This is a genomic window from Prosthecobacter sp. (assembly GCF_044373815.1).
GTDB lineage: Bacteria > Verrucomicrobiota > Verrucomicrobiia > Verrucomicrobiales > Verrucomicrobiaceae > Prosthecobacter.
The window spans coordinates 1-20330 of record NZ_JBIPNG010000013.1; the positions used below are offsets into that span (position 1 = coordinate 1).

Below are 20330 nucleotides of genomic sequence, written 5' to 3' on the forward strand. Positions count from 1 at the left end.
ACGATGGTGGGATAGACATCGAACATCTGCACGGGTGCTTTTGTATGACCGGTCTTTACGTTTCCGGGCCAGCGGACAACGAGCGGGACGCGGACGGACTCTTCGTAAAAGCGGCCTTTGGTCAGTTGTCCCTGCGAGCCCATCATCTCGCCGTGATCAGAGGTGAAGCAAACCAGCGTGCGATCCCAAGTGCCGCGCTTTTGGAATGCGGCCACCACCCGGCCGATGCAATCGTCTGCCAGGGAGATTTTGCCGAGGTAGTTGGCGAGGAGTTCGCGTGCTTCGGGATGGCCGATGGTGCGCATCTCGCGGCGGAAGGTTTCGGGAACGTTGGGCGGCAGGGTCAGTTTTCCCGCTTCATACATGGTGGCGTATTCGCCGGGGGCATCGAGAGGAGGATGCGGCGAGTGCAGGCTCATCACGACGCAGAGAGGTTGATCGGCGGGCTGTTTGCCGACGAAGTCTGCCGCCTCGCGGCTTACAAAGACATCGTGGTAGTGCTCCGGCGGCACGAGGCTTGCCTTGGGCTGAAACTCCCATTTCACATAGCGCTCGTGCATGTCTTCAGCAACTTGATCGAGCAACCCGAGATTGCGGAGGTATGCGCCGTAGGGGCTGCGGTCTGTGGGGGAATCGGGCGGGCCGGAGACATCGAAGACGTAGTCCAGGCCGAGCGAATGATGATAGTCTTCGATCTTGGGAAAGGCCTGGCGCACGCTGGCGCCGGAGGTCCAGTGGGTCTTGCCGATCTGGGCGGTGGTGTAGCCGGCGGCTTTGATGTCCTGAAACATGGTGGCCTCGGCGGGGGGAGCGTGGTAGTTCAATGCATTGCCCCAGATGCCGTGTCCGCTGTTGTGCGGATATAAGCCTGTGAGCAAAGAGACGCGGGCCGGCATGCATATTGGAGAAGTGGTGTAACAGCGATCAAAGACCATGCCCTCCGCCGCGATGCGATCGAGATGAGGTGTGCGCACCTGGGAGTTTTCCCAGCTCAGGTAACGCGGGCTCCACTGATCTACCAGAATGACGAGGGCGTCCGGTTTGCGCGCAGGTGTGTCGCTCCATAGCGGAATGGCCATGCACAGCAGCAGAATCAAGCAAAGCGGTTTCATAAGGGGGAAAAATCACGCCCCTTAACGAAGCTCTGTGGCAGCTTTCGCTGCAATTTCCGCTTTTGTTGATGGAGGATGTTACTTCCAGTGGGTTGATTTCGTCTGACCTGCAAACTCCTCCTTTACCTCCTCGCTTGCGTCTGCCCAGCCCCAGACAGCTGCCGGGGCATTTGCCTGAAGCACCATGTGGTCTGAGATGACCGCGGGCATTTTTAGCCCAGCGAATGCGCAGGAGGTGAACAGAAGCAATACGAGGGCTGGTTTTATGGTGGCATGATGACGTGTGGCACTGGCCGATGTTTCGGGTAAAAAGAGCTAGCCATTGGGAAATTGATCAGGCCTGCCAGCATTGGCAATCAGGTGGCGTATGATGACTCACCCATGAAGACCGCTTTCAAATTTCTCTCTCTCGTTCTGCTGCTTGGCTGCTTTCCCCTTCACGCTGAAACCAAAGCTCCGGCAGTGGTCATACCGGCCCATACGCGTACGGATGATGTGGTCTATGGCCGCAAATTCGGCGTGGCGCTGACGCTGGATGTGATCACGCCAGAGAAACCGAATGGATATGGCATTGTTTACATGGTGAGCGGCGGGTGGGTGTCGGGGTACTCGCCGAATACGCCGCCGTTCTATGCTCCATTTCTTGAGCGCGGTTACACGGTGTTTTCGGTTCGGCATGGCTGTCAGCCGAAATTCATCATCCCAGAGATCACGCAGGACATTCACCGAGCGGTGCGGTTCATCCGGCATAACGCGGCCAAGTGGAAGGTGAATGCTGACAAGCTCGGTATCAGTGGTGGCAGCGCGGGTGGGCACCTCTCGCTCACCATGGCCGTGCATGGTGGTCCGGGAGATCCGAAGGCGAAAGATGCCGTGGATCGCGAGAGCAGCGCCATTCAGGCCGTTGCGTGTCTGTATCCGCCGACGGATTTTCTCAACTATGGCAAGCCGGGCGAAGATGCCGTGGGCGTGGGGACGCTGAAGAATTACAAAGGGGCGTTTGGCGCTGAGTCTGATACGATGGAAGGCCGCCAGCGCCTGGGCAAGGAGGTATCGCCGATGTATTATATCACCGCGCAACTGCCGCCGACTTTCATCATTCATGGCGATCAGGATTTCCTCGTGCCGTTGCAACAGTCTGAAACTTTTGTTGCCAAAGCGAAGGAGGCAGGAGCGACCGCGCAGCTGGTAGTCAAACCCGGTGCCGCCCATGGTTGGACGGATCGTCAGCCTGACTACACAGCGTTTGCGGATTGGTTTGATGCGCAGCTGCGAGGCCTCAAAAAGTAGCAGGCAGGTGGCTCGCGCGGAGAGAGAATCAATCCACTTAGGGGCCGCAGGCAGCAGGATATGTTAATGCTGCAATGCTGGAGGGCCGTGCGGAGGCATGGGTAGTCGCGGAGTGCTGCGGACTGGAAGTCCGCGCTCCATGAGCTCTTTCTGCCTCGGTCACGCAATTCAGCGATGCTTGCCTTTAACCGAGTGGCATTCGTGATTGGTGCTACTTGGTCGGGAACGGATTCCGCTCGTCGAAGCCGGTCTGGTGCCAGTAGGGGTAGATCTTTGGCTTTTCGCTGGCGGCATCGAGCTTTGCCACCTGATCGGTGGTGAGGTTCCAGGCGACTGCGCCGAGGTTTTGACGGAGTTGTTCTTCGTTGCGGGCACCGATGATGACGCTGGAAACGGTGGGGCGCTGGAGGAGCCAGTTCAGGGCGACCTGCGGCACGGTCTTGCCGGTTTCGGCGGCCACTTCATCGAGGGCATCGACGACTTTGTAGAGATATTCGTCATCCACCTGCGGGCCCATTGAAGAGCTGAGCTTGTGATTGAGGCGGCTCGTTTCGGGACGTGGCTGATTGCGACGGAGCTTGCCGGTGAGGCGGCCCCAGCCGAGGGGACTCCAGACGACTGCGCCGACTTTTTGATCGACGCCGAGGGGCATGAGTTCCCATTCGTATTCGCGGCCAATGAGGGAGTAGTAGGTCTGATTGGCGACATATTTGGTCAGGCCAAATTTGTCGGCATGCGCCAGTGATTTCATGAGGTGCCAGCCCGAGAAATTCGAGACGCCGATGTAACGGATTTTTCCTGCGCGCACGAGATCGTCCAAGGTGCCGACTACTTCTTCCACCGGCGTCATGGCATCGAAGCCGTGAAGCTGGTAGAGATCAATATAGTCCGTGCCGAGGCGCTTGAGGCTGTTTTCCACGGAGCGGATGAGGTGCCAGCGGGAGGAGCCAACGTTGTTTGGGCCGTCACCAAAGCGGAAGGTGCCTTTGGTGGAGATGAGGACTTGATCGCGACGGCCTTTGATGGCCTGACCGAGGATCTCTTCTGCGAGACCGTTCGAGTAGATGTCTGCCGAGTCAAACATGTTGAGCCCGTGTTCGAGGCAGATGTCGATGAGGCGTGAGGCCTCGGCGACATCGGATGCGCCCCATTCTTTGAAGAATTCTGTGCCACCACCAAAGGTGCCGGTGCCGAGTGTGAGTGCGGGGACTTTGAAGCCGGAGCCGCCGAGTTGTCTGTATTCCATAGGAGATGTGGGAGGGTGGAGTTTGCGTGTGAGTGAAGTTACGAATTGAAATGCTGCAGGCTTTTAAAAACATCTGCGGCGATTTCGAAGGAGTGCAGACGTGTCTGCTGATCGTGAATGTGAGCGGTGGCGATGATTTCATCTGCGCCGGTGTCATTGAGCAGGACTTCGATCTGCTGGCGGAAGGTGTCCGGTCCGCCTACGGCGGAGCAGCGGGTCATGCGGTACACTTGCGTGGCTTCCACGGGATTCCAGAGAGCATTGATGTCTTCGACTGGTGGCTGCAGCTGTGTGGGCCTGCCGCGGATGAGATTCAGGAAGACCTGCTGGAGCGAGGTGAAGAGGCGCTGGGCCTCCCCATCTGTGTCTGCGGCGATGACATTCACACCGATCATCACGTGTGGCTTATCCAAAGCTGCGGAGGGCTGAAACTGGCTGCGGTAGATGTCCAATGCCTGATGCAACAGCTCGGGTGCGAAGTGGGAGGCGAAGGCAAAGGGCAGGCCCATCTCTGCGGCGAGGGTGGCGCTGAAGGTGCTGCTGCCGAGAAGGTAGAGCGGCACATGGAGCCCCTGCCCTGGTACGGCAAACACGCGCTGTCCGGGCAAGGGTGCGCCGAGGAAGCCCTGCAACTCACGCACATCGGCGGGAAAGGTATCACCGCTGCTGCCGAGGCCACGACGCAGTGCGCGGGCTGTGAGTTGATCTCCGCCGGGGGCGCGGCCGAGGCCGAGATCTATGCGACCGGGATAGAGTGACTCCAGTGTGCCGAACTGCTCTGCGATGACGAGTGGTGCGTGATTGGGCAGCATGATGCCGCCGGAGCCGACGCGGATGGTGGAGGTGCCGCCGGCGATGTGACCGATGACGACGGAGGTGGCGGCGCTGGCGACGCCGGGAATGTTGTGATGCTCGGCGACCCAGTAGCGGTGGTAGCCCCACTTCTCCACATGCTGCGCCAGATTCAGCGAATGGCGGAAGGACTGCGCGGCGGTCTCTCCTTTCAAGATCGGGGAGAGATCCAGCACGGAGTAGAGGAGGCCTGGGGGAGGTTTCATGACGCAGGGTAATCGGTGTAGCCCTTCGCGCCGTCTGCATAGAAAGTGGAAGGATCAGGGGAGTTCAGAGCGGCCCCTGAGGCAAAGCGCTTCGGCAGATCGGGATTGGCGAGGAAGGGAACGCCAAAGGCGACGGCGTCGGCATCACCGGCGGAGAGGATCGCGTTGCCGGAATCGAAGGTGAATTTTTCATTGGCCACATACACGCCGCCGAAGGCTTTCTTCAATGCAGGGCCGATGCTGCTGGGGGACTGGTGTTCGCGAGCGCAGATGAAGACGATCTTGCGGCTGCCGAGCTCACGCGCGACGTAGCTGAAGGTTTCCAGCGGATTGGCATCGCCCATGTCATGCGCATCACCGCGCGGAGCGAGGTGCATGCCCACGCGATCGGCACCCCAAACGGAGATGACGGCATCGGTGACCTCCAGCATCAGGCGGGCGCGGTTTTCCAAGGAGCCGCCGTAGTTGTCAGTGCGGTGATTGGTTTTGGTCTGCAGGAATTGATCGAGCAAATAGCCATTGGCACCGTGGATTTCCACGCCGTCGAATCCGGCGAGTTTGGCGTTTTCAGCGCCTTTGCGATAGGCTTCGATGATGCCGGGGATTTCGGACAGTTCCAAGGCGCGAGGTGTGACGAAAGATTTCTGAGGGCGCACGAGACTTACGTGACCTGCTGCGGCGATGGCACTGGGAGCGACGGGCAGAGCGCCGTCCAGAAACAACGGATCTGAAATGCGGCCCACATGCCAGAGCTGGAGGAAGATGCGGCCACCGGCCTCGTGGACGGCGTGGGTGATGAGCTTCCAGCCGGTGACCTGCTCCTCCGACCAGATGCCGGGGGTGTTGGCATAGCCGACGCCCATGGGGGTTACTGAGGTGGCCTCGGTGAGGATGAGTCCGGCGCTGGAACGCTGGCGGTAGTACTCAGCCATGAGGGCATTTGGGATGCGCTGCTGGCCTGCACGGGCACGGGTGAGAGGGGCGAGGAAGATGCGGTTCGGGAGAGTGAGGGGACCGAGCTGGAGGGAATCGAAGAGAGTGGGCATGATGGATTAGTTCTTTAGTTCACAAATACCGAACAATAGAATGATTGAACTGCAAGCGAAATTAATGTAGCGTTCACGCATCAGACCTCTCCACCATCCTCCAGCCGATAGTTTCACCGTCGCGGGCATCATGCATGCCCTGTCAGATCCGGTGCGGATTAGCATTGTGGCCGAACTGCGCAAGGCCGAGGAAGGACTGAACTGCGTGGAGACGACCAGCCGCCTGAAATGCACGATGCCGAAGTCCACCTGCTCGCAGCACTACCGCATTTTGCGTGAGTCCGGGATCATCCACAGCGAGCGCCGTGGTGTAGAGCTGACGAGCAAGGTGCGGCGCAAGGAGCTGGACAGCCGCTTTCCCGGCTTGCTAGATGCCATTCTGAAGGCCTGGCGGCGTGAACATGGGGAGTGAGATTTACTCCAAGGATTCTGGCGGGCCCAGCATCTCCTGCCGCAGGGCGCCATCCTGCGAAGCCTGCCAGCAGGCATTCGTTGCCACATCCAGACAGGTGAGCCAGCCGCCACCATAGGCATAGGTGTCGAGGCAGACGGCGTGACCGTAATTCAGTGGCCTGCCGCTTTTTTGAGCCGTATGCCCGCAGAGCATCCGACGCCCTGAGACATGCGGACGTGGCACACCGAAGTGTGCCCAGAGCAAGGTTTTCTCCGGCTGCTCTTCGAGAGGAAGATCTGGTAGAACGTTTGCGTGCACAAAAAAATCCTGGCCTTCCTCATGATAGGAGACTGTTGATTCAATGAAGTCCCAGTGTGCAGCGGGGATGTCGTCTAACGTGGTGGTGCCGTAGGATTCCAGAGTCTCCGTGCCTCCATAGGTGAGCCACTTTGAGAAGAACAACCGTTCGTCCCGGGCCCGCAGCATCATCACTTCATGGTTCCCGCGCAACGTCACGAGCCGGCAGCGGCTGCGCAGTTCCAACAGGTGCTCAATGACCGCCCGAGTGCCAGGACCACGGTTGACGTAATCTCCCAATGTCATTAATGTATCCGCCGCTCCGAATACCAGCTCCTGATCCAGACGCCGCAAGGCATCCGCACAGCCGTGAATATCTCCTATGGCAAACAGTCGCATCGTGAATTGATCAAGAATCAGGCATATGGATCAGCAGGACGATAGCTTTGTCAGCCACTTTTGTGCCAGCACAGGCCGCTGAAAGAGAGATCAGTCTGGTTTTGGCAGGCCGAGTTCTTTGAAAAACGCGTCCATCTTTTTGATAGTCTCCGCATACGAATTTGGATCTTTGAACGTGTAGGTGTGAATCACGCCGGTGGGGGAGACCAGTTCGATGGGGTTGCCCGGCTTTGCGCATCGCGTCCGTGAAAAGCTGCGCACAGCTTCAGAATGCAGCCTCAGGGCTGGCTAGCGATGGATTCAATGCCAAACTCCTGTGCGACTGGCAAAGCTTTGGCCAGATCATTCACGAGGGGAAAATTCACACCACTGCGCCATTGGCGACGCAGGCCTTCGGGCGTTTCATCGTGGTAGTAATTTACCAACACGTGGGCGGCTTTGAGCAACTTGACTGCTTCGGTGGGAACCTCACCTTTGCCGAGGAGCTGGATGAACTGCGCTTTCATCGCGATGGTCTCCTGCGCATAGGCCATCGAATCGCCCTGACGCTCCATGTTGCAGATGAGAATGTCGGGCACAGCGGCACGGGCGGCTTTTGCTGCATCGGCGGTGGCGGCGAGGAATGCCTGGTGCTTGCGGCCCGTTTTGGCAATCACCTTGGCTGTGGCTTCGCCGAGGGCTGCACCGCCTTTGAGATGGCAGTTGAGCCAGACGTTTTTTGGAAAGACTGCGAGCGCTTCTTCGAAGGTGGGGATGCGGGTGCCAGCGAAACGAGCGCCAAGCTTTGCGCCCGCATCGAGGGCTTTGATCTCTGCCAGAGTCAGATCAGACACCTTGCCTTTGCCATCGGTGGTGCGATTCACCGTGGCGTCAGCGGAAACAAGCATGTCGTCTCAAAAAGAGGCTCTGCGGCCGTCAGCTGGCCGCAGAGCAAGAAGAACAGAACTGATGAAAGCGCTTTCATGGACGGAAACCACGCATCCGTCTCACTGCGGAGCGGTCAGCCACTCCAGATTAAACCGTGCCAGCGTCAGACGACCACCGGCAAAGTGGGCCAGCGCAGAGCCATCGCCACTGCGGCCGTAGAAGCAGAGGATGGTGCCGCTCTTTGTCACTGCAATGTCGGAATACATGCTGGCACCAGGTTCGATGGTTTTGTTCACCGGCCAGGTTTTGCCTTCATCGCGGCTGATCTTCACGCTGACGTTTTTGCGGTCACGGTTTTTGCCGGGTTCGGCTTTGCCTTTCTCCTTCTCCAGGTTGTGGGGATTGGAGAAGAGGATGAGGCTTTGACCAGTGTGATCATAGCGCACGATGCCGCCCATGCAGATGGGTTCGAGAAGGGCATCGTCAAACTTGGGTGTACTCCAGTTGGTTGCGCCGTCTTTGCTGACGGTGATGAGACGGCGGTGGGCTTTGGATTCACTGCGCACGTTGAGCATGACGCTGCCGTCGTTGAGTTCGATGGCGACGGTTTCGTTCGGATTGATCCAATCCTCGGTGCATGGCACGGCGATGTCGCCAGCCTTCCAAGTATTGCCCTGATCATCGCTGTAAATGGTGGCGGTGACGCTGGGGCGATGGGCATTGCCGCCCGTGCCGGTGGAGAGCCAGACGGGGACGACGAGGCGACCGTTCTTGAGTTGAATGCTGTGATCCGGGCCGGTGGCGAGCACCTTCCAGTCGTAGTCTTTTTTGAAGACATCAAAGGCAGAGGTGATCTCGGTGGGCTTGCTCCAGATGAGGCCATCGTCAGCGCTGCGCTGGTAGAAGCAGCGCTCGTATTCCAGGCAGAAGAGCATGTGCACAGTGCCGTCCTTGTCGGCGATGAGTACGGGGTTGTTGTAGGTGACGTCGTTGGGATCGACGTTCTTCATCTTGAGGGCAAAGGGGTTTTTCGTCTTGGGCCCCTCAACGTTGGCGATGCTCTGCGGTGGGCTCCAGGTTTTGCCTTCATCGGTGCTGCGGCGGAGCAGGATGCGGATGTCGTCCCAGTCGCTGACACCGGCGGCACGTTTGCGTGCTTCACACCAAGCGAGCACGGTTCCTTTGGCGGTCACCACAATGCCCGGGATGTGGTAGAGCTGGTAGGAAGGATTGTCGCCGACGATGAACAGGTCTTGTTTTTCGATGAAGGGTTCGGCGGCCGCTAGTGAGCCGCAGAGCAGCAGGAGAGAGGCGAGATGTTTCATGGTTGGCATAGTGCAGGTGTTAATGGTCGGAATTAGGGGGCAATGGAGCCTAGGGATCGGTCGAGAGGACTTCATTGCCGTTGAGGCTGGTTTTGACGCCTTGATCACGAATGGCGGAGGTCGTCACGTTGTTACGGATGATGTTGCCTTTGGCAGCGCCATCGAGTTCGAGCGTGCCTGCGGAATGCGTGTTGTCGGACCATATCCAGCCGCTTGCTTTGAGAAGCTGATCGCCGGGGTGGCGGAAAGTGTTGCCGCGAATGGTGATGCGAGTGGAGGCCATTTCAGACGCGGGTGCATTGAGGAGCCTGCCTTCGCAAACGTTGTCGGCAAACACGATGTCTGCCAAGGATGTCAGCTTGGGATTCCTGCGATCATAAAACTGCATATCGCCATCCATCACATTGCCGGTCAGGGTGATGGCTTCATACTTGCAGCCGAGCGATTCGTCGCGGGTTTCAAACCGCACTGTAATCTTCGCCTCGGTGGTCTGATTACGGAAGACATTTCCAGTCACGGTGACATGGGAGACGGTGGTGGCGAGTGGCAGAGGCTCGGTGCGGAACAACAGGCAGGCGCCCCACCTGTTGATGCTCATCCCGGGAGCCGGTTCGACGATGTTGCCGGTGACGGTGATGTGGTGGGAGCCTTCGGTGATGTTAATGCCGGTGCGGAGGAAGAAGACCTGATTGTCGCAGATGCGGACATTGCGTGAGCCAAAGATCACCTGGGGACCGTCTTCGCAGTTGATGATGTAATTGTCCGCGATGAGGCCGCCGTTGCATTCGGCCAACTCGATGGCCTTGTTGCCGCAGGTGTCGATCGTGTTGTGATGAACCTGCCAGTTTTTGAACTGCGAGGCCTGACGTTCCGGTAGGCCGTAGAATTGTGTGCCCGCTCCGGCTTTGCTGGCGGCCTTGGCTTCTTCCGCAGGAATGACGTACTTGGCCTGATACATGTTCGATGCGGGTTTGGTGCAGCCTGCGGCCTGCTTGGCGTCATAGATCCAGCAGTTCCGCACGGTGATGTTGTCGCAGGAGAGGAGCATGGATTCCGGCTCATCCAGGCGAGCATTGAAGCCCATGATTGAACCGCCGCCGATGAGCTTGTCGTTGCCGGTGTAGCGCAGATTTTCAATCACCACATTGTTTGCGGGCACTTTGGCGGATCCGATGCGCATCGGGAAATAGCGCAGCGGATTGGGCTGCGTCTTGGGATCCAGGTAGATGTGCGTGGCGAAGCCCTGGCCGCGCAGGGTCACATTGCTCTTGATGATCACCGTTTCATCGCCGGCCTTGCGGGAGAGTTTAAAGTCCCCTGCCCCGAGGATCACGATGCCGCCACCGGCCGATGCGACTTTGTCGATCGCCTGCTGCAACACATCATCTGCGAAAGCATTTGCGCCAGGCGCAGGCACTTGCAGACCGAAGGCGATCTCGCCCAGCGATGGCAATGCGCCAAGAATGATGAACAGGAACAAGATTGAGAGCTGTTTCATGTGGGTTTCAAATCAGCGTGATGGATGATGCGGAGCCATCTGGCGCGATGTCAGGGGATGTCGTCACCGAAATCAGCTAAGATTGTGAAGAGGAATACAAGCGCGGTTTTCACGGCTACCATTCCCCTTCGCGTTGGAATTTGGCTTTGGCGTTTTTGCCGAACTGGGCACCTGCGGCGGCGAGATTGGCCAGGACTTCATCGCTGCTGAGACCGGCGCTGCCACGGGCGGAGGGGATGACGGTCATGCATTCGTTGGAATCCATGAAGCGGGAGGCTTCGAGGATTTGCGGCTGGGCTTCGGGCTCGATGACGAGGAAGCCGTGCTTGTCGGCGTGAATGAGATCGCCGGGAGTGACCTTGCGGCCAAAGACTTCGACTTCGCAGTTCCAGCGCACGGGATGGACGTGTGCATGACCGACGCAGAAACGACGAGCCAGGGCTTTGAATCCGGCGTTGGTCATTTCATCGATATCGCGAATCGCTCCATCGACGATGGTGCCCACGCAGCCGAGGGCGCGGTGCATGTTGCTGTTCACCTCGCCCCAGAAGGAGCCGATGGTGCGGGGTTTATCGAGATCCTGCACGCAGACGATCTTGGGGCCGGGGATGCTGGCCACGTAGCGGCGGTATTCGTTCCATGCATTGGCATTGGCTTCACGATGAGCCTTGTTGCTGGGCTCGACCACGACGGTAACTGCGTATCCGACCATGGGCCCCATCTGCGGCATGAAATCGCGAACTTCTTCAAGGTTGAAGCCATCGGCGGCGGGATCGCGTTTGGTGATCTGCTCCCAGCCATTGTAGATGGTGGGGGTGTTCCAGCGTTTAAGTTGAAGGAGGTCGGAATGAGGAAGCATGAGATGCGAAGGATGGGTCATCATGAACGATGCGACACTCGAAATCTCTGTGGTCATTTCAGCTTACCACGGCATGGTTCGGCCCATCCGCTTATGCATGCCGTTCCACCCCGACCTTCGCTCATCACTCACAGCGCCGACTTTTTGCGCGAGGCCCTGTTGCGTGGGGAATGGCAGGAGGTGCTGCCGTCTGAGCGCACGCTTTGCACGCGGCTGCGCATCAGCCGGCCCACATTGCGGGCGGTGCTCACGCAGTTGGAGCGCGAAGGTGTGATCGGTGCGGTGGTGAACAAACGAAGGCAGATTCTCGCGGCACCTACGACGCGGGGAAAGAGTGCTTCATCACGCATGATCGCGCTGCTGACGCCAGTGCCGCAGCAGGCGATGCCACCGTTTGTGCTGTTCTGGGTGGATGCGCTGCGTGAGCTGCTGGCAGAGGCGGGGTATCAACTTGAGGTGCATGCGATGCCGCACTGTTTTACAGCCAAACCTGCGGGCGGGCTGAAGAAACTCACGCAGCGTGTGACTGCTGCGGCGTGGGTGATGTTTCGTTCCACGCCGGTGATGCAGAGATGGTTTGTGGAGCAGCAACTGCCGGCCGTCATCGCGGGATCGTGCGCTGATGACATGGGACTGCCCTCGGTGGATCTGGACTACCGTGCGACCTGCCGGCATGCGGCGACGATGTTGATGCAGAAGGGGCACCGCCGCATTGCCCTGCTGCTGCCGGATTCAGCGCATGGCGGGGATGCTGACAGTGCGCTGGGTTTTCGTGAAGCCTTTGCAACATGCGATGCTGTGCCTTGTGTCTTGCCACACCATGAGACTGCCGAACAGGTAATTGAGAGTTTGAATGAGGCGCTGAAGCGGAAGCCTGCGCCGACGGCATTTCTGGTGGCGCGTTCGATTCACACGCTGACAGTGGTGACGCATCTACTGCGGCTCGGGCATAAGTTGCCGCGTGATTTCGCCATCGTGTCACGGGATGACGATGCGTTTCTGGATCATGTGGTGCCGAAGGTGACGCGGTACTCCGCAGATGCGGCCAAGTTTGCGAAGAGGCTCGCACGGCTGGTGCTGGAGCTGGCGCAGACCGGGCATACAAGCACGAAGCCGGTGAGGTTGATGCCGGATCTGCGGCGGGGTGAGACGGTGTGAGGGGCCAAGACGTCCTCGGAAGAGAGGCAAGGGTGAGCATGCGGCGAAGGGTGTTCGCTGCCCCCTCACCCCACCCTCTCCCCGGAGAGAAATATTCATTGTCGTGGTGTGTCAGGGGCGGGGAGAGGGTGCCCCGTTTTTCCTGCGCTGGACTTATCGAATACGAATTTATTTAAAACGCATTACGCGCCGAAGGCTTCGATGAAGCAGACTTCGAGGGCGAGGCCTTCGTTGACGTTGGTGTGCAGGTGGCTTTCGAGCTGACGCAGGACGCGGATGCGTTTGGCGACATCGCCGGGTTGCCATTTGGCGGCGAGGGCGGCGGTGGCTTCTTGAAACTTGGGCAGGTCGAGATGCTCGGCACCGGCCTGCTGGCGGGCGACATCGCCCATCCAGGAGAGGAGGAGTTCCATGAGGGAGGTGCGCTGCTGAAGGTAGTCGGCTTCGATCTGGGCTTCGACCTGTTCTTCGCGCTGCTTGAGCCAAGCGCCGTCGGTGGTTTTAGCGTAGTGGTCCTGCTCGCGTTCGAAGTCGGCCTCCTGCTCCTTTTTGATGGATTCGTGCAGGGCTTCGAGGATTTCTTCGAAGTCTTTTTTTAATGAGAGGGCGGTGGAGATGCTGCCGCTTTCTTTTTTGGACATCTGCTTGAGCACGTAGAGGAGCTTGCCTTCGTGCTCGGTAAAAATGCGTGCGCCGTCGGGAGGCATCAGTGCTACTTCAAGAACGCGGGACTGGATCGTCGGCAGCAATTGCTGGGGCTGAGTGCTGAGGAGCAGAAGAAGCGTGTTCGGCGGTGGTTCTTCGAGTGTTTTGAGGAAAGCGTTCTGCGCCTGGGGGTTCATGCGCTCGGCATCGACGATGACCGCGAGCTTCCAGCCGTTGGGCGCGGCGGTGCGGTGGATCATCTTTTCCAGAAAACGGATGGTGCCGGGGTCGTCGCCATCATCACCGATGGTGATGCGGCGTGATTTGCTCTGCGGGCGCAGGACGATGGCCCCCTGCCCTTCCCAGGCTTCGAGGGTGCCCATTTTCGTGCCGACCATGAGGTCGAGCACTTTGGCGGCGAAGACTTCATGCTGCGCCTCTTTGGGGCCGGTGATCAGATAGGCATGGCCCAGGCGGCCGTTGTCACGGGCGCGGGCGAGGAGTTCAAGGGCGTGGTCGGCTTTGAAAGGCATGAAGAGGAATGACGAAATTCGAAGGACGAATGACGAATGAATCAGGCCTTGGCTGGCTCGACTGGGTTCGGCACACACCCGGAAGCATTTGACCTACTCGACATCCGCCACGGTGCAACTGGCAGCTCTCTGACGCGGGGCAGGAATGCCCCGGAGACGCACCGTGCATGCACATGCCCGGTCATTCGTAGTGCAGTCGTTCGGTCAGGCTGGCCTCCCCAGAACCAAACAACGCCTCGAACTTGTTCTTGAACCTCAAGAACGTCGTCGTCACCGGCTTGTCCGGGGCCGCCCGCTCCAAGATCTCGATCATGCCTGAGGGCAGCAACCGCCATGTAAAAGTTGCCACCTTCACGCCTCCCCTTTCACGTTCACCGGTGCCATCCTTCTCGAACTTCCACTTCGTCATGGCGTTCGTCAGCCATGTCTTGCCGACAAACCAGCGCAGTTCAGGCACCTCGGCACCCGCCGCCGGAATGCCAGCGTTGGCCGCCGCTACCGAGGTCGCCTCCGTCGGCGCGCGTTTCCCCGTCTTTGCAAAGGCGACCTGCTGATTCATCGTCGTGATCTCCGCCTGTACCACATTCGCCCCTGCCAGATTCCCGGCACGCGCATAGCTGTCTCGCAGCTTTTGCAATTCCGCGAGATATTTGTCCCGCAGGGGTGCCGTTTCCCGCTCCACAGCCCCCTGATAGGAAATCTGAAGCTTGTCAAACTCCGCAACGCCCCCGTCCGCAGCCGCAACTGTCTGCACGATCCCGCAGACCAATAACATCATAAAATTGAACGTCTTCATAGTCCGCACTTCACTGGAAGTTAACCTTAAACGCAATCCTAAACTGCCTTGTTTCTGTGTCTTATGGATTTCCTCACGTCAACCGCGTGGAAACCCGCCCCCAAACCGCCGCATGCACTGCCTCGGGCGAGGCTCCGGCATCAATGACCTGGATGCGCTGCGGCTCTGCCTGGGCGACTTCGAGATAGCCCTGGCGGACTTTTTCGAAGAATGACTGCGGCTGGCTTTCCATGCGGTCCAGCTCGCGTCCGCTCTGATGAATGCGCTGCCAGGCGGTGGCGCTGTCCATGTCAAGGACGAGGGTGAGCTGCGGCAAGGTGCCGCCGATGGCGAAGTGATTGATGGCGCGCACGCTTTCCAGCGGGAGGCCACGGGCGATGCCTTGATACACGGTGGTGGAATCGAGGAAGCGATCGAGAATGACGAAGGTGCCGGATTCGAGCAGTGGGCAGATTTTTTCGCGGACGAGCTGGGCGCGGCTGGCGGCGAAGAGCAGCAGTTCAGTCTCCGGGGTCATGGCTGCTCCCTCTTTGGCATGCTGAAGGAGGTGGCGGATGCTTTCGCCAAGCTCAGTTCCGCCGGGTTCACGGAGCACCACGACGTTGCGCCCTGCGGCTTCAAGCCGGGTGCGAAGCAGAGCGATCTGCGTGGACTTGCCGCAGCCTTCAGAGCCTTCGAAAGAGAGAAGGAAGCCAGCGCTCATGACATCACTCCCACTCAATGCTGGCGGGCGGCTTGGTGCTGATGTCATAGAGCACGCGGTTCACACCTTTGACGCTGTTGAGGATCTTGTTGGAGGCGTTGCGCAGCACGGAGTAGGGCAGCTCGACCCAGTCGGCGGTCATCGCGTCTTCGCTGATGACGGCGCGGAGGGAGATGGCCTGCTCATAGCTGCGTTCGTCACCTTTGACGCCGACGGTTTTGACGGGAAGCAACGCGGCATAGGCCTGCCAGGTGCGCTCATACCAGCCGCTGCGGCGGAGCTCGGCGATGAAGATGGAATCTGCATGCTGAGTGGTGGCGACGCGCTCGGGGGTGATTTCACCAGGGATACGGACGGCGAGGCCTGGGCCCGGGAATGGGTGACGCCAGAGGGCCTGATGAGGGATACCGAGGCTGGCACCGAGGGCGCGGACTTCGTCTTTGAAGAGTTCGGCAAGAGGTTCGAGCACCTTGCCCTGCGCCTTGAGTTCCATGATTTTATCAACGCGGTTGTGGTGCGTCTTGATCTTGCTGGCGATGGAGCCGCTGGTGGCGCTTTCGATGACGTCTGGATACAGCGTGCCTTGCGCAAGGAGTTCGACGTTGTCGGCGACTTTCCAGAATTCTTCGACAAAGAGTGTGCCGATGATGCGGCGCTTTTGCTCAGGATCGGTGACGCCTTTGAGCGCACCGAGGAAGATGGCACTGGCGTCGATCTGCTCGATGGGGACGCCGACTTCTGCAAAGAGCTCCTTCACTTCCGCGCCTTCATTGAGACGCATCATGCCGGTGTCGATGAAGATGCAGCGGACCTTGACGCCAGCCTTGGCGAGCAGGACGGCGAGCACGGTGCTGTCCACGCCGCCAGAGACGCCGCAGATCACTTCGCGGTTGCCGACTTCGGCTTTGATGCGCTCCAGCATCTGGGCTTTGAATTCCTGGATGTCGAACTTGGCGAGAACCGCGCCGCTGCGGACAAGGAAGTTTTTCAGGATGGCGGTGCCTTCGTGTGAATGCGTGACCTCCGGGTGAAACTGAATGCCCCAGCAGCGATCCGACCACTTCAGAGCCACGGGGACGGCGTCTTCATTGGTGGCGATGATCTGGGCCGTACTGGCGAGGTTTGCACAGGTGTCGCTGTGGCTCATCCAGACCTGGGACTCGTGGGAGATGCCGTTGAAGAGGTCTGTGTGATCGGTGACGACGAGCTTGGCAGGACCGTATTCACGAGTGACGCCGGGTTTGACGGTGCCGCCGTGCTTGATGTTGAGCAGCTGCATGCCGTAGCAGACGCCCAGCACAGGAACGCCGAAGGACATGAGCTTGGCGTAATCGACATCGGGCGCATCAGCGTCAGAGGTGCTGCGCGGACCGCCAGAAAGGATGATGGCACCGGGACTCTTGAGGTTGGCGAGTTCAGCCGGTGGATACAGGTGCGAGACAAAGCCCAGCTCCCGAACGCGGCGAACGATGAGCTGAGAATACTGGGAGCCGTAATCGAGAACGGCGACTTCTTGGGCGGTCATGAGAAAGGGGGCAAATGCAGGATGAAAGAACCGACGCCTAATGGATCAATGAGGCTCGTAGTTGACCGGTTCTTCGGTAATGACGACGTCGTGAGGGTGGCTTTCTTTGAGGCCACCGGCGGTGATGCGAACGAAGCGGGCTTTGGCACGCAGTTCATCGAGGGTGTTGGCACCGACGTAGCCCATGCCTGAGCGGAGGCCGCCGATGAGCTGGAAGACGACGTCTGCGAGGGGACCCTTGTAGGGAACGCGTGCTTCCACGCCTTCGGGGACGAGCTTGCCGGAGGAGTTCTGGCCATAGCGGTCGCCTGCGCCTTTGCGCATGGCTTTGAGACTGCCCATGCCACGGTATTCCTTGAAGGTGCGACCCTGCCACTTGACCATGTTGCCGGGGCTTTCAGCGGTGCCGGCCAGCAGGGAGCCGAGCATGACGAAGTCAGCACCTGCAGCGAGGGCTTTGACGATGTCTCCTGAGTAACGAATGCCCCCGTCGGCGATGACGGTGACGCCTGCGGCACGGCAGACTTCAGCGACTTCCTGGACGGCGGTGAACTGCGGCATGCCCACGCCTGAGATGATGCGGGTGGTGCAGATGGAGCCGGGGCCGACCCCGACTTTGACTGCGGAAGCGCCGGCTTTGACGAGATCACGCGCGCCTTCGGCGGTGACGACGTTTCCAGCGACGATGGGGATGCTGGAGCCGAGAGCCTCCCGCAGGCGGGCGATGACCTGCATGACGCGGGTGGTGTGGCCGGTGGCGGCGTCAATGAAAACGGCATCTGCACCGGCTGCCTGCATGGCGAGGCCACGCTCCACACAATCCTCACCCACACCGACGGCAGCGCCCACGCGGAGCTGGCCATTGGCGTCTTTGGCAGCGTTGGTAAACATCTGGCGCTTCACGATGTCCTGCTTGGTGATCAGGCCGGCGAGCTTGCCGTTGGAGTCGACCAGCGGGAGCTTTTCGATGCGGTGCGTGTAGAGAATTTTCAACGCATCCTCAAAGCTCGTCTGGGGGGTGCCGACAGAGAGCTTCTCACGCGGTGTCATGATGGCCGAGACGGGGGTGCTTTCGTCTTCGATGTACCACATGTCACGGCTGGTGACCATGCCAGCCAGTTTTCCCTGCGCGTCCACCACGGGGAAGCCGCTGACGCCCTTTTCATGCATCAGACGCTGCACTTCGCCCAAGCGTGTCTCAGGGGAAACGGTGTGCGGCTGCTGGATGACGGTGTTTTCCGAGCGCTTCACCCGAGCCACGTGCTCCGCCTGCTGGTCAATGGGGCAGTTCCGGTGAATGACCCCGAGGCCACCCTCACGTGCAAGGGCTATGGCAAGTTCGGACTCCGTGACGGTGTCCATGGCCGACGAGAGAATCGGCACATTGAGACCGATGGCGGCCAGTTTAGTGGAAACATTGACATCCCCAGGCAGCACCTGGCTCAATCCGGGAAGGACAAGGACGTCATCGAAACTTAAAGCAAGAGAAGGCAGTTCACCCATACGCCATTCAAGCGACGATCAGGCGGCTGTCATGCGGAAAATTGGGCAGTTTGAAACGGACCGCCCCTTCCCCGCAGCAAGAACTAGAAACCGGGGCGATAGTTGCGCGCCTTGCCTGTGTAGGGATCGATCTGAATGGTGTAAAAGTTTTTGCCCAGATTACCCGTTGTGACATCCGCGCCACTGTCATACGTGATGGTGAAAAAGCTAAGAGGCAGGGTGCCGTAATCGAGCTGAGAAAAACCGCCCTGCTGAGCGTTGACTCTCCGGCATGAGCCATCCGGCATGAAGCGAATGGCATTGTATTTGGCGCTGGCCACGCCGGAATAGCCCGGACCACCACCAGCGTTTGGCTTGACGTCATCAAGGGACTGACCGTCCGCCCCGTTCAGGATCGGGGACAAATCCTGACCCGCCGCGATGATGATGCCTTCAGACAGTTTGTACAAGGTACCGACTGGCACCACTGACTCCGAGACCTGTGCACTCGCACCAACGCCTTGTGACTGTGTCACAATTTTAAACATCTGGTAAGACCGGAAAAGCTGAACGGAAGAGCCGGGGAAATCTTGGTCTGGGTGTTTAAAAAACCTCAGTTCAACGGGAACATTCTGCGCGTAAGCCAGCTGCTTGGCCTCAGTGATGGCCCCCATGATGGAATCCCCCGTGGTTGCCAGCCGAGTGGCCTGCATGGTGCGCATCAAAGCGGGAGTGGCAGTAGCCATGATCATCGCGATGATGGCGATCACGACAAGCATCTCGATCAAGCTGAAGGCCCGCCTGGCCTGCCGCTCAAAGAATGGGGAGTAAGTCATAGAAAAATGGGCCAGGTTAAAGAGCAAAGAAGGCTGCCATCAGAAGCTCCAGCGGGACTGCTTGAGAGCGATGGTGGTGCTGAAAATTCGATAATTGAGTTTTTTATCAAGCAGGAGCTGAACCAGCGAGCCTGTCTTGCCTTGCTCCCCATCAAGCTCTTCGACCAAGCTCGCGGCACTTTGGAGCTTGCCTGCAATGGCCGTAAGCAACTCCGTCCTCATCTGGCTGTTTTCTTCGCGTGCAAGAAACTCTCCGGACCGTTCATCCAAGGCGATCATGCTGACCTTGAGCAGCGGTGGGAGCAGGTGCTGAGTTCCCTGCGGGCTGGCATTGATTGGTGAAGATCCAGGATTCACTTTCAAGGTTGAATCATAAATGAACAGAGGGGCGATGGAATAAGGAGCCACGGTCGTGTTGCCGGTGACCTCAATCTGCGGAGAAATCACCAGAGCAATGATGTTCTCGGCAATGGGCCGCGTGAATGCACGCGTTTGGGCGGTCTCTTGAGCGCTTTGCACCCCAGTGTTCAGCACATCCTCATACCATTCCTTGGAGTGGTCGGTGATCGGCCGCAGATTGGTGTCATAAATGCGGTTCTTTTCCGCAGTGGGACTGTATTCCATCAAGCGAAGCCGGCTGCGCACCGGAACAACATTGTTGAGTGCATCAAGAAAAGCCGGGCGAAATGAAGCATCCGTCCCCCATTCTACGAAATATCCCCGGCCACAGAGAAGATTGACCATGTTTTCGGTATTCACGATCTGGTTATTGGCACCCTGGGCAGCAGTCGCCACCAGACTTGCGATTCCCAATGGAGCCTGGAAAAAGACAGCGTGTCCAGGATAGTTCTGTGCGCTGCCGGCAGCGGCGGGTATCACCGTGCTGGTGGGGCCACAGATAAACTGAAGTTCCGACTGCCTGAAGTAGTCTTTGGCGAGGGTGATCTTCTGACCTGCAGCATCCGTACCTACTGTGTCAAATTCGTTGTCCCAGTAGTTGTTCAGCGTGGCCTGGGTGATTGAGCGAGAGAGCGTGTCGAATGCCTGGCGTGCTTCACGAAACTGCGAGACGCGGGAATTGGCACGCACCCAGGTGCGCTGCACGATGCCGATGACCTGGGAGACGACGAGCATCAAGATCACCAGAAAGGTCACTGAAACGAGCAGTTCAATGAGTGTAAAGGCACGCCCCGCAGCCGACCGGGGGCAGCGATAGGATGGCGGACGCGATGAGAAGGCGGAAAGCTTCATGGCAGGGATA

The 20330-nt window shown here is 59.0% G+C and carries 20 protein-coding genes; 3 read left to right on the plus strand and 17 right to left on the minus strand.

Annotated features, from left to right (window positions below):
* A partial coding sequence (locus tag ACIREA_RS02260; RefSeq protein WP_397380123.1) for a sulfatase occupies nucleotides 1–1112 on the minus strand: 1112 nt, incomplete at its 3' end.
* A 381-nt stretch (nucleotides 1113–1493) separates the two neighbouring features.
* Between ACIREA_RS02260 and ACIREA_RS02265 the strand changes: the two genes are divergently transcribed.
* The gene (locus tag ACIREA_RS02265) at nucleotides 1494–2402 is read left to right on the plus strand and encodes an alpha/beta hydrolase fold domain-containing protein (RefSeq protein WP_397380125.1); all 909 of its coding nucleotides are present in this window, start codon (nucleotides 1494–1496) and stop codon (nucleotides 2400–2402) included.
* A 211-nt stretch (nucleotides 2403–2613) separates the two neighbouring features.
* Here the strand turns inward: ACIREA_RS02265 and ACIREA_RS02270 are convergent, their stop codons facing one another.
* Genes ACIREA_RS02270 through ACIREA_RS02280 form a run of 3 tightly spaced genes read right to left on the minus strand, consistent with a single transcriptional unit; the run spans nucleotide 2614 to nucleotide 5752 of the window.
* Complete coding sequence (locus ACIREA_RS02270) at nucleotides 2614–3648, minus strand: aldo/keto reductase (RefSeq protein WP_397380127.1); 1035 nt, start codon at nucleotides 3646–3648, stop codon at nucleotides 2614–2616.
* Nucleotides 3649–3686: 38 nt separating this feature from the next.
* A complete protein-coding gene (locus tag ACIREA_RS02275; protein ID WP_397380129.1) occupies nucleotides 3687–4706 on the minus strand; it encodes an LLM class flavin-dependent oxidoreductase in 1020 nt (339 codons plus the stop codon).
* A complete protein-coding gene (locus ACIREA_RS02280; RefSeq protein WP_397380131.1) occupies nucleotides 4703–5752 on the minus strand; it encodes an alkene reductase in 1050 nt (349 codons plus the stop codon). Before ACIREA_RS02280 ends, ACIREA_RS02275 begins: the two co-directional genes overlap by 4 nt.
* A gap of 130 nt (nucleotides 5753–5882) precedes the next feature.
* Between ACIREA_RS02280 and ACIREA_RS02285 the strand changes: the two genes are divergently transcribed.
* The gene (locus ACIREA_RS02285) at nucleotides 5883–6164 is read left to right on the plus strand and encodes an ArsR/SmtB family transcription factor (protein ID WP_397380133.1); all 282 of its coding nucleotides are present in this window, start codon (nucleotides 5883–5885) and stop codon (nucleotides 6162–6164) included.
* Nucleotides 6165–6167: 3 nt separating this feature from the next.
* Here the strand turns inward: ACIREA_RS02285 and ACIREA_RS02290 are convergent, their stop codons facing one another.
* From ACIREA_RS02290 to ACIREA_RS02315, 6 genes are all read right to left on the minus strand, one after another.
* Nucleotides 6168–6842: a metallophosphoesterase family protein gene (locus ACIREA_RS02290; RefSeq protein ID WP_397380135.1), complete on the minus strand. Its 675-nt coding sequence runs from the start codon at nucleotides 6840–6842 to the stop codon at nucleotides 6168–6170.
* 90 nt (nucleotides 6843–6932) lie between these two features.
* Nucleotides 6933–7103, minus strand: coding sequence for a hypothetical protein (locus ACIREA_RS02295; RefSeq protein WP_397380137.1), 171 nt, complete (start codon nucleotides 7101–7103; stop codon nucleotides 6933–6935).
* 17 nt (nucleotides 7104–7120) lie between these two features.
* Nucleotides 7121–7729, minus strand: a complete 609-nt coding sequence (locus ACIREA_RS02300; RefSeq protein WP_397380139.1) for a glycerophosphodiester phosphodiesterase — start codon at nucleotides 7727–7729, stop codon at nucleotides 7121–7123.
* Nucleotides 7730–7828: 99 nt separating this feature from the next.
* A complete protein-coding gene (locus ACIREA_RS02305) occupies nucleotides 7829–9034 on the minus strand; it encodes an exo-alpha-sialidase (RefSeq protein WP_397380141.1) in 1206 nt (401 codons plus the stop codon).
* Between the two features lie 49 nt (nucleotides 9035–9083).
* Nucleotides 9084–10532 carry a right-handed parallel beta-helix repeat-containing protein gene (locus ACIREA_RS02310; RefSeq protein WP_397380143.1) on the minus strand — a complete coding sequence of 483 codons (1449 nt, stop codon included), beginning with the start codon at nucleotides 10530–10532 and terminating at the stop codon, nucleotides 9084–9086.
* Nucleotides 10533–10647: 115 nt separating this feature from the next.
* Nucleotides 10648–11391 (minus strand): RraA family protein, encoded by a 744-nt coding sequence (locus ACIREA_RS02315; protein ID WP_397380145.1) that lies wholly within the window; start codon nucleotides 11389–11391, stop codon nucleotides 10648–10650.
* A gap of 93 nt (nucleotides 11392–11484) precedes the next feature.
* Here ACIREA_RS02315 and ACIREA_RS02320 point away from each other — a divergent pair, with 93 nt between their 5' ends.
* The gene (locus tag ACIREA_RS02320; RefSeq protein WP_397380147.1) at nucleotides 11485–12549 is read left to right on the plus strand and encodes a substrate-binding domain-containing protein; all 1065 of its coding nucleotides are present in this window, start codon (nucleotides 11485–11487) and stop codon (nucleotides 12547–12549) included.
* Between the two features lie 182 nt (nucleotides 12550–12731).
* On the opposite strand, the gene ACIREA_RS02325 is transcribed toward ACIREA_RS02320, so the two are convergent.
* The 7 genes from ACIREA_RS02325 to vccC all read right to left on the minus strand — a co-directional run bounded on the left by ACIREA_RS02325 (nucleotide 12732) and on the right by vccC (nucleotide 20320).
* A complete protein-coding gene (locus tag ACIREA_RS02325; RefSeq protein WP_397380149.1) occupies nucleotides 12732–13727 on the minus strand; it encodes a hypothetical protein in 996 nt (331 codons plus the stop codon).
* Between the two features lie 181 nt (nucleotides 13728–13908).
* Nucleotides 13909–14523: a hypothetical protein gene (locus tag ACIREA_RS02330; RefSeq protein ID WP_397380151.1), complete on the minus strand. Its 615-nt coding sequence runs from the start codon at nucleotides 14521–14523 to the stop codon at nucleotides 13909–13911.
* Between the two features lie 73 nt (nucleotides 14524–14596).
* The gene (tmk, locus tag ACIREA_RS02335) at nucleotides 14597–15226 is read right to left on the minus strand and encodes a dTMP kinase (RefSeq protein WP_397380153.1); all 630 of its coding nucleotides are present in this window, start codon (nucleotides 15224–15226) and stop codon (nucleotides 14597–14599) included.
* Nucleotides 15227–15230: 4 nt separating this feature from the next.
* Nucleotides 15231–16751 carry a glutamine-hydrolyzing GMP synthase gene (gene guaA, locus ACIREA_RS02340; RefSeq protein ID WP_397380155.1) on the minus strand — a complete coding sequence of 507 codons (1521 nt, stop codon included), beginning with the start codon at nucleotides 16749–16751 and terminating at the stop codon, nucleotides 15231–15233.
* 45 nt (nucleotides 16752–16796) lie between these two features.
* Complete coding sequence (guaB, locus tag ACIREA_RS02345) at nucleotides 16797–18254, minus strand: IMP dehydrogenase (RefSeq protein ID WP_397380157.1); 1458 nt, start codon at nucleotides 18252–18254, stop codon at nucleotides 16797–16799.
* An 83-nt stretch (nucleotides 18255–18337) separates the two neighbouring features.
* Entirely contained in the window at nucleotides 18338–19069 is a 732-nt protein-coding gene (gene vccD / locus ACIREA_RS02350) for a Verru_Chthon cassette protein D (RefSeq protein ID WP_397380159.1), read from the minus strand.
* A gap of 39 nt (nucleotides 19070–19108) precedes the next feature.
* The gene (gene vccC / locus ACIREA_RS02355; RefSeq protein ID WP_397380161.1) at nucleotides 19109–20320 is read right to left on the minus strand and encodes a Verru_Chthon cassette protein C; all 1212 of its coding nucleotides are present in this window, start codon (nucleotides 20318–20320) and stop codon (nucleotides 19109–19111) included.
* Nucleotides 20321–20330 lie beyond the last annotated feature (10 nt).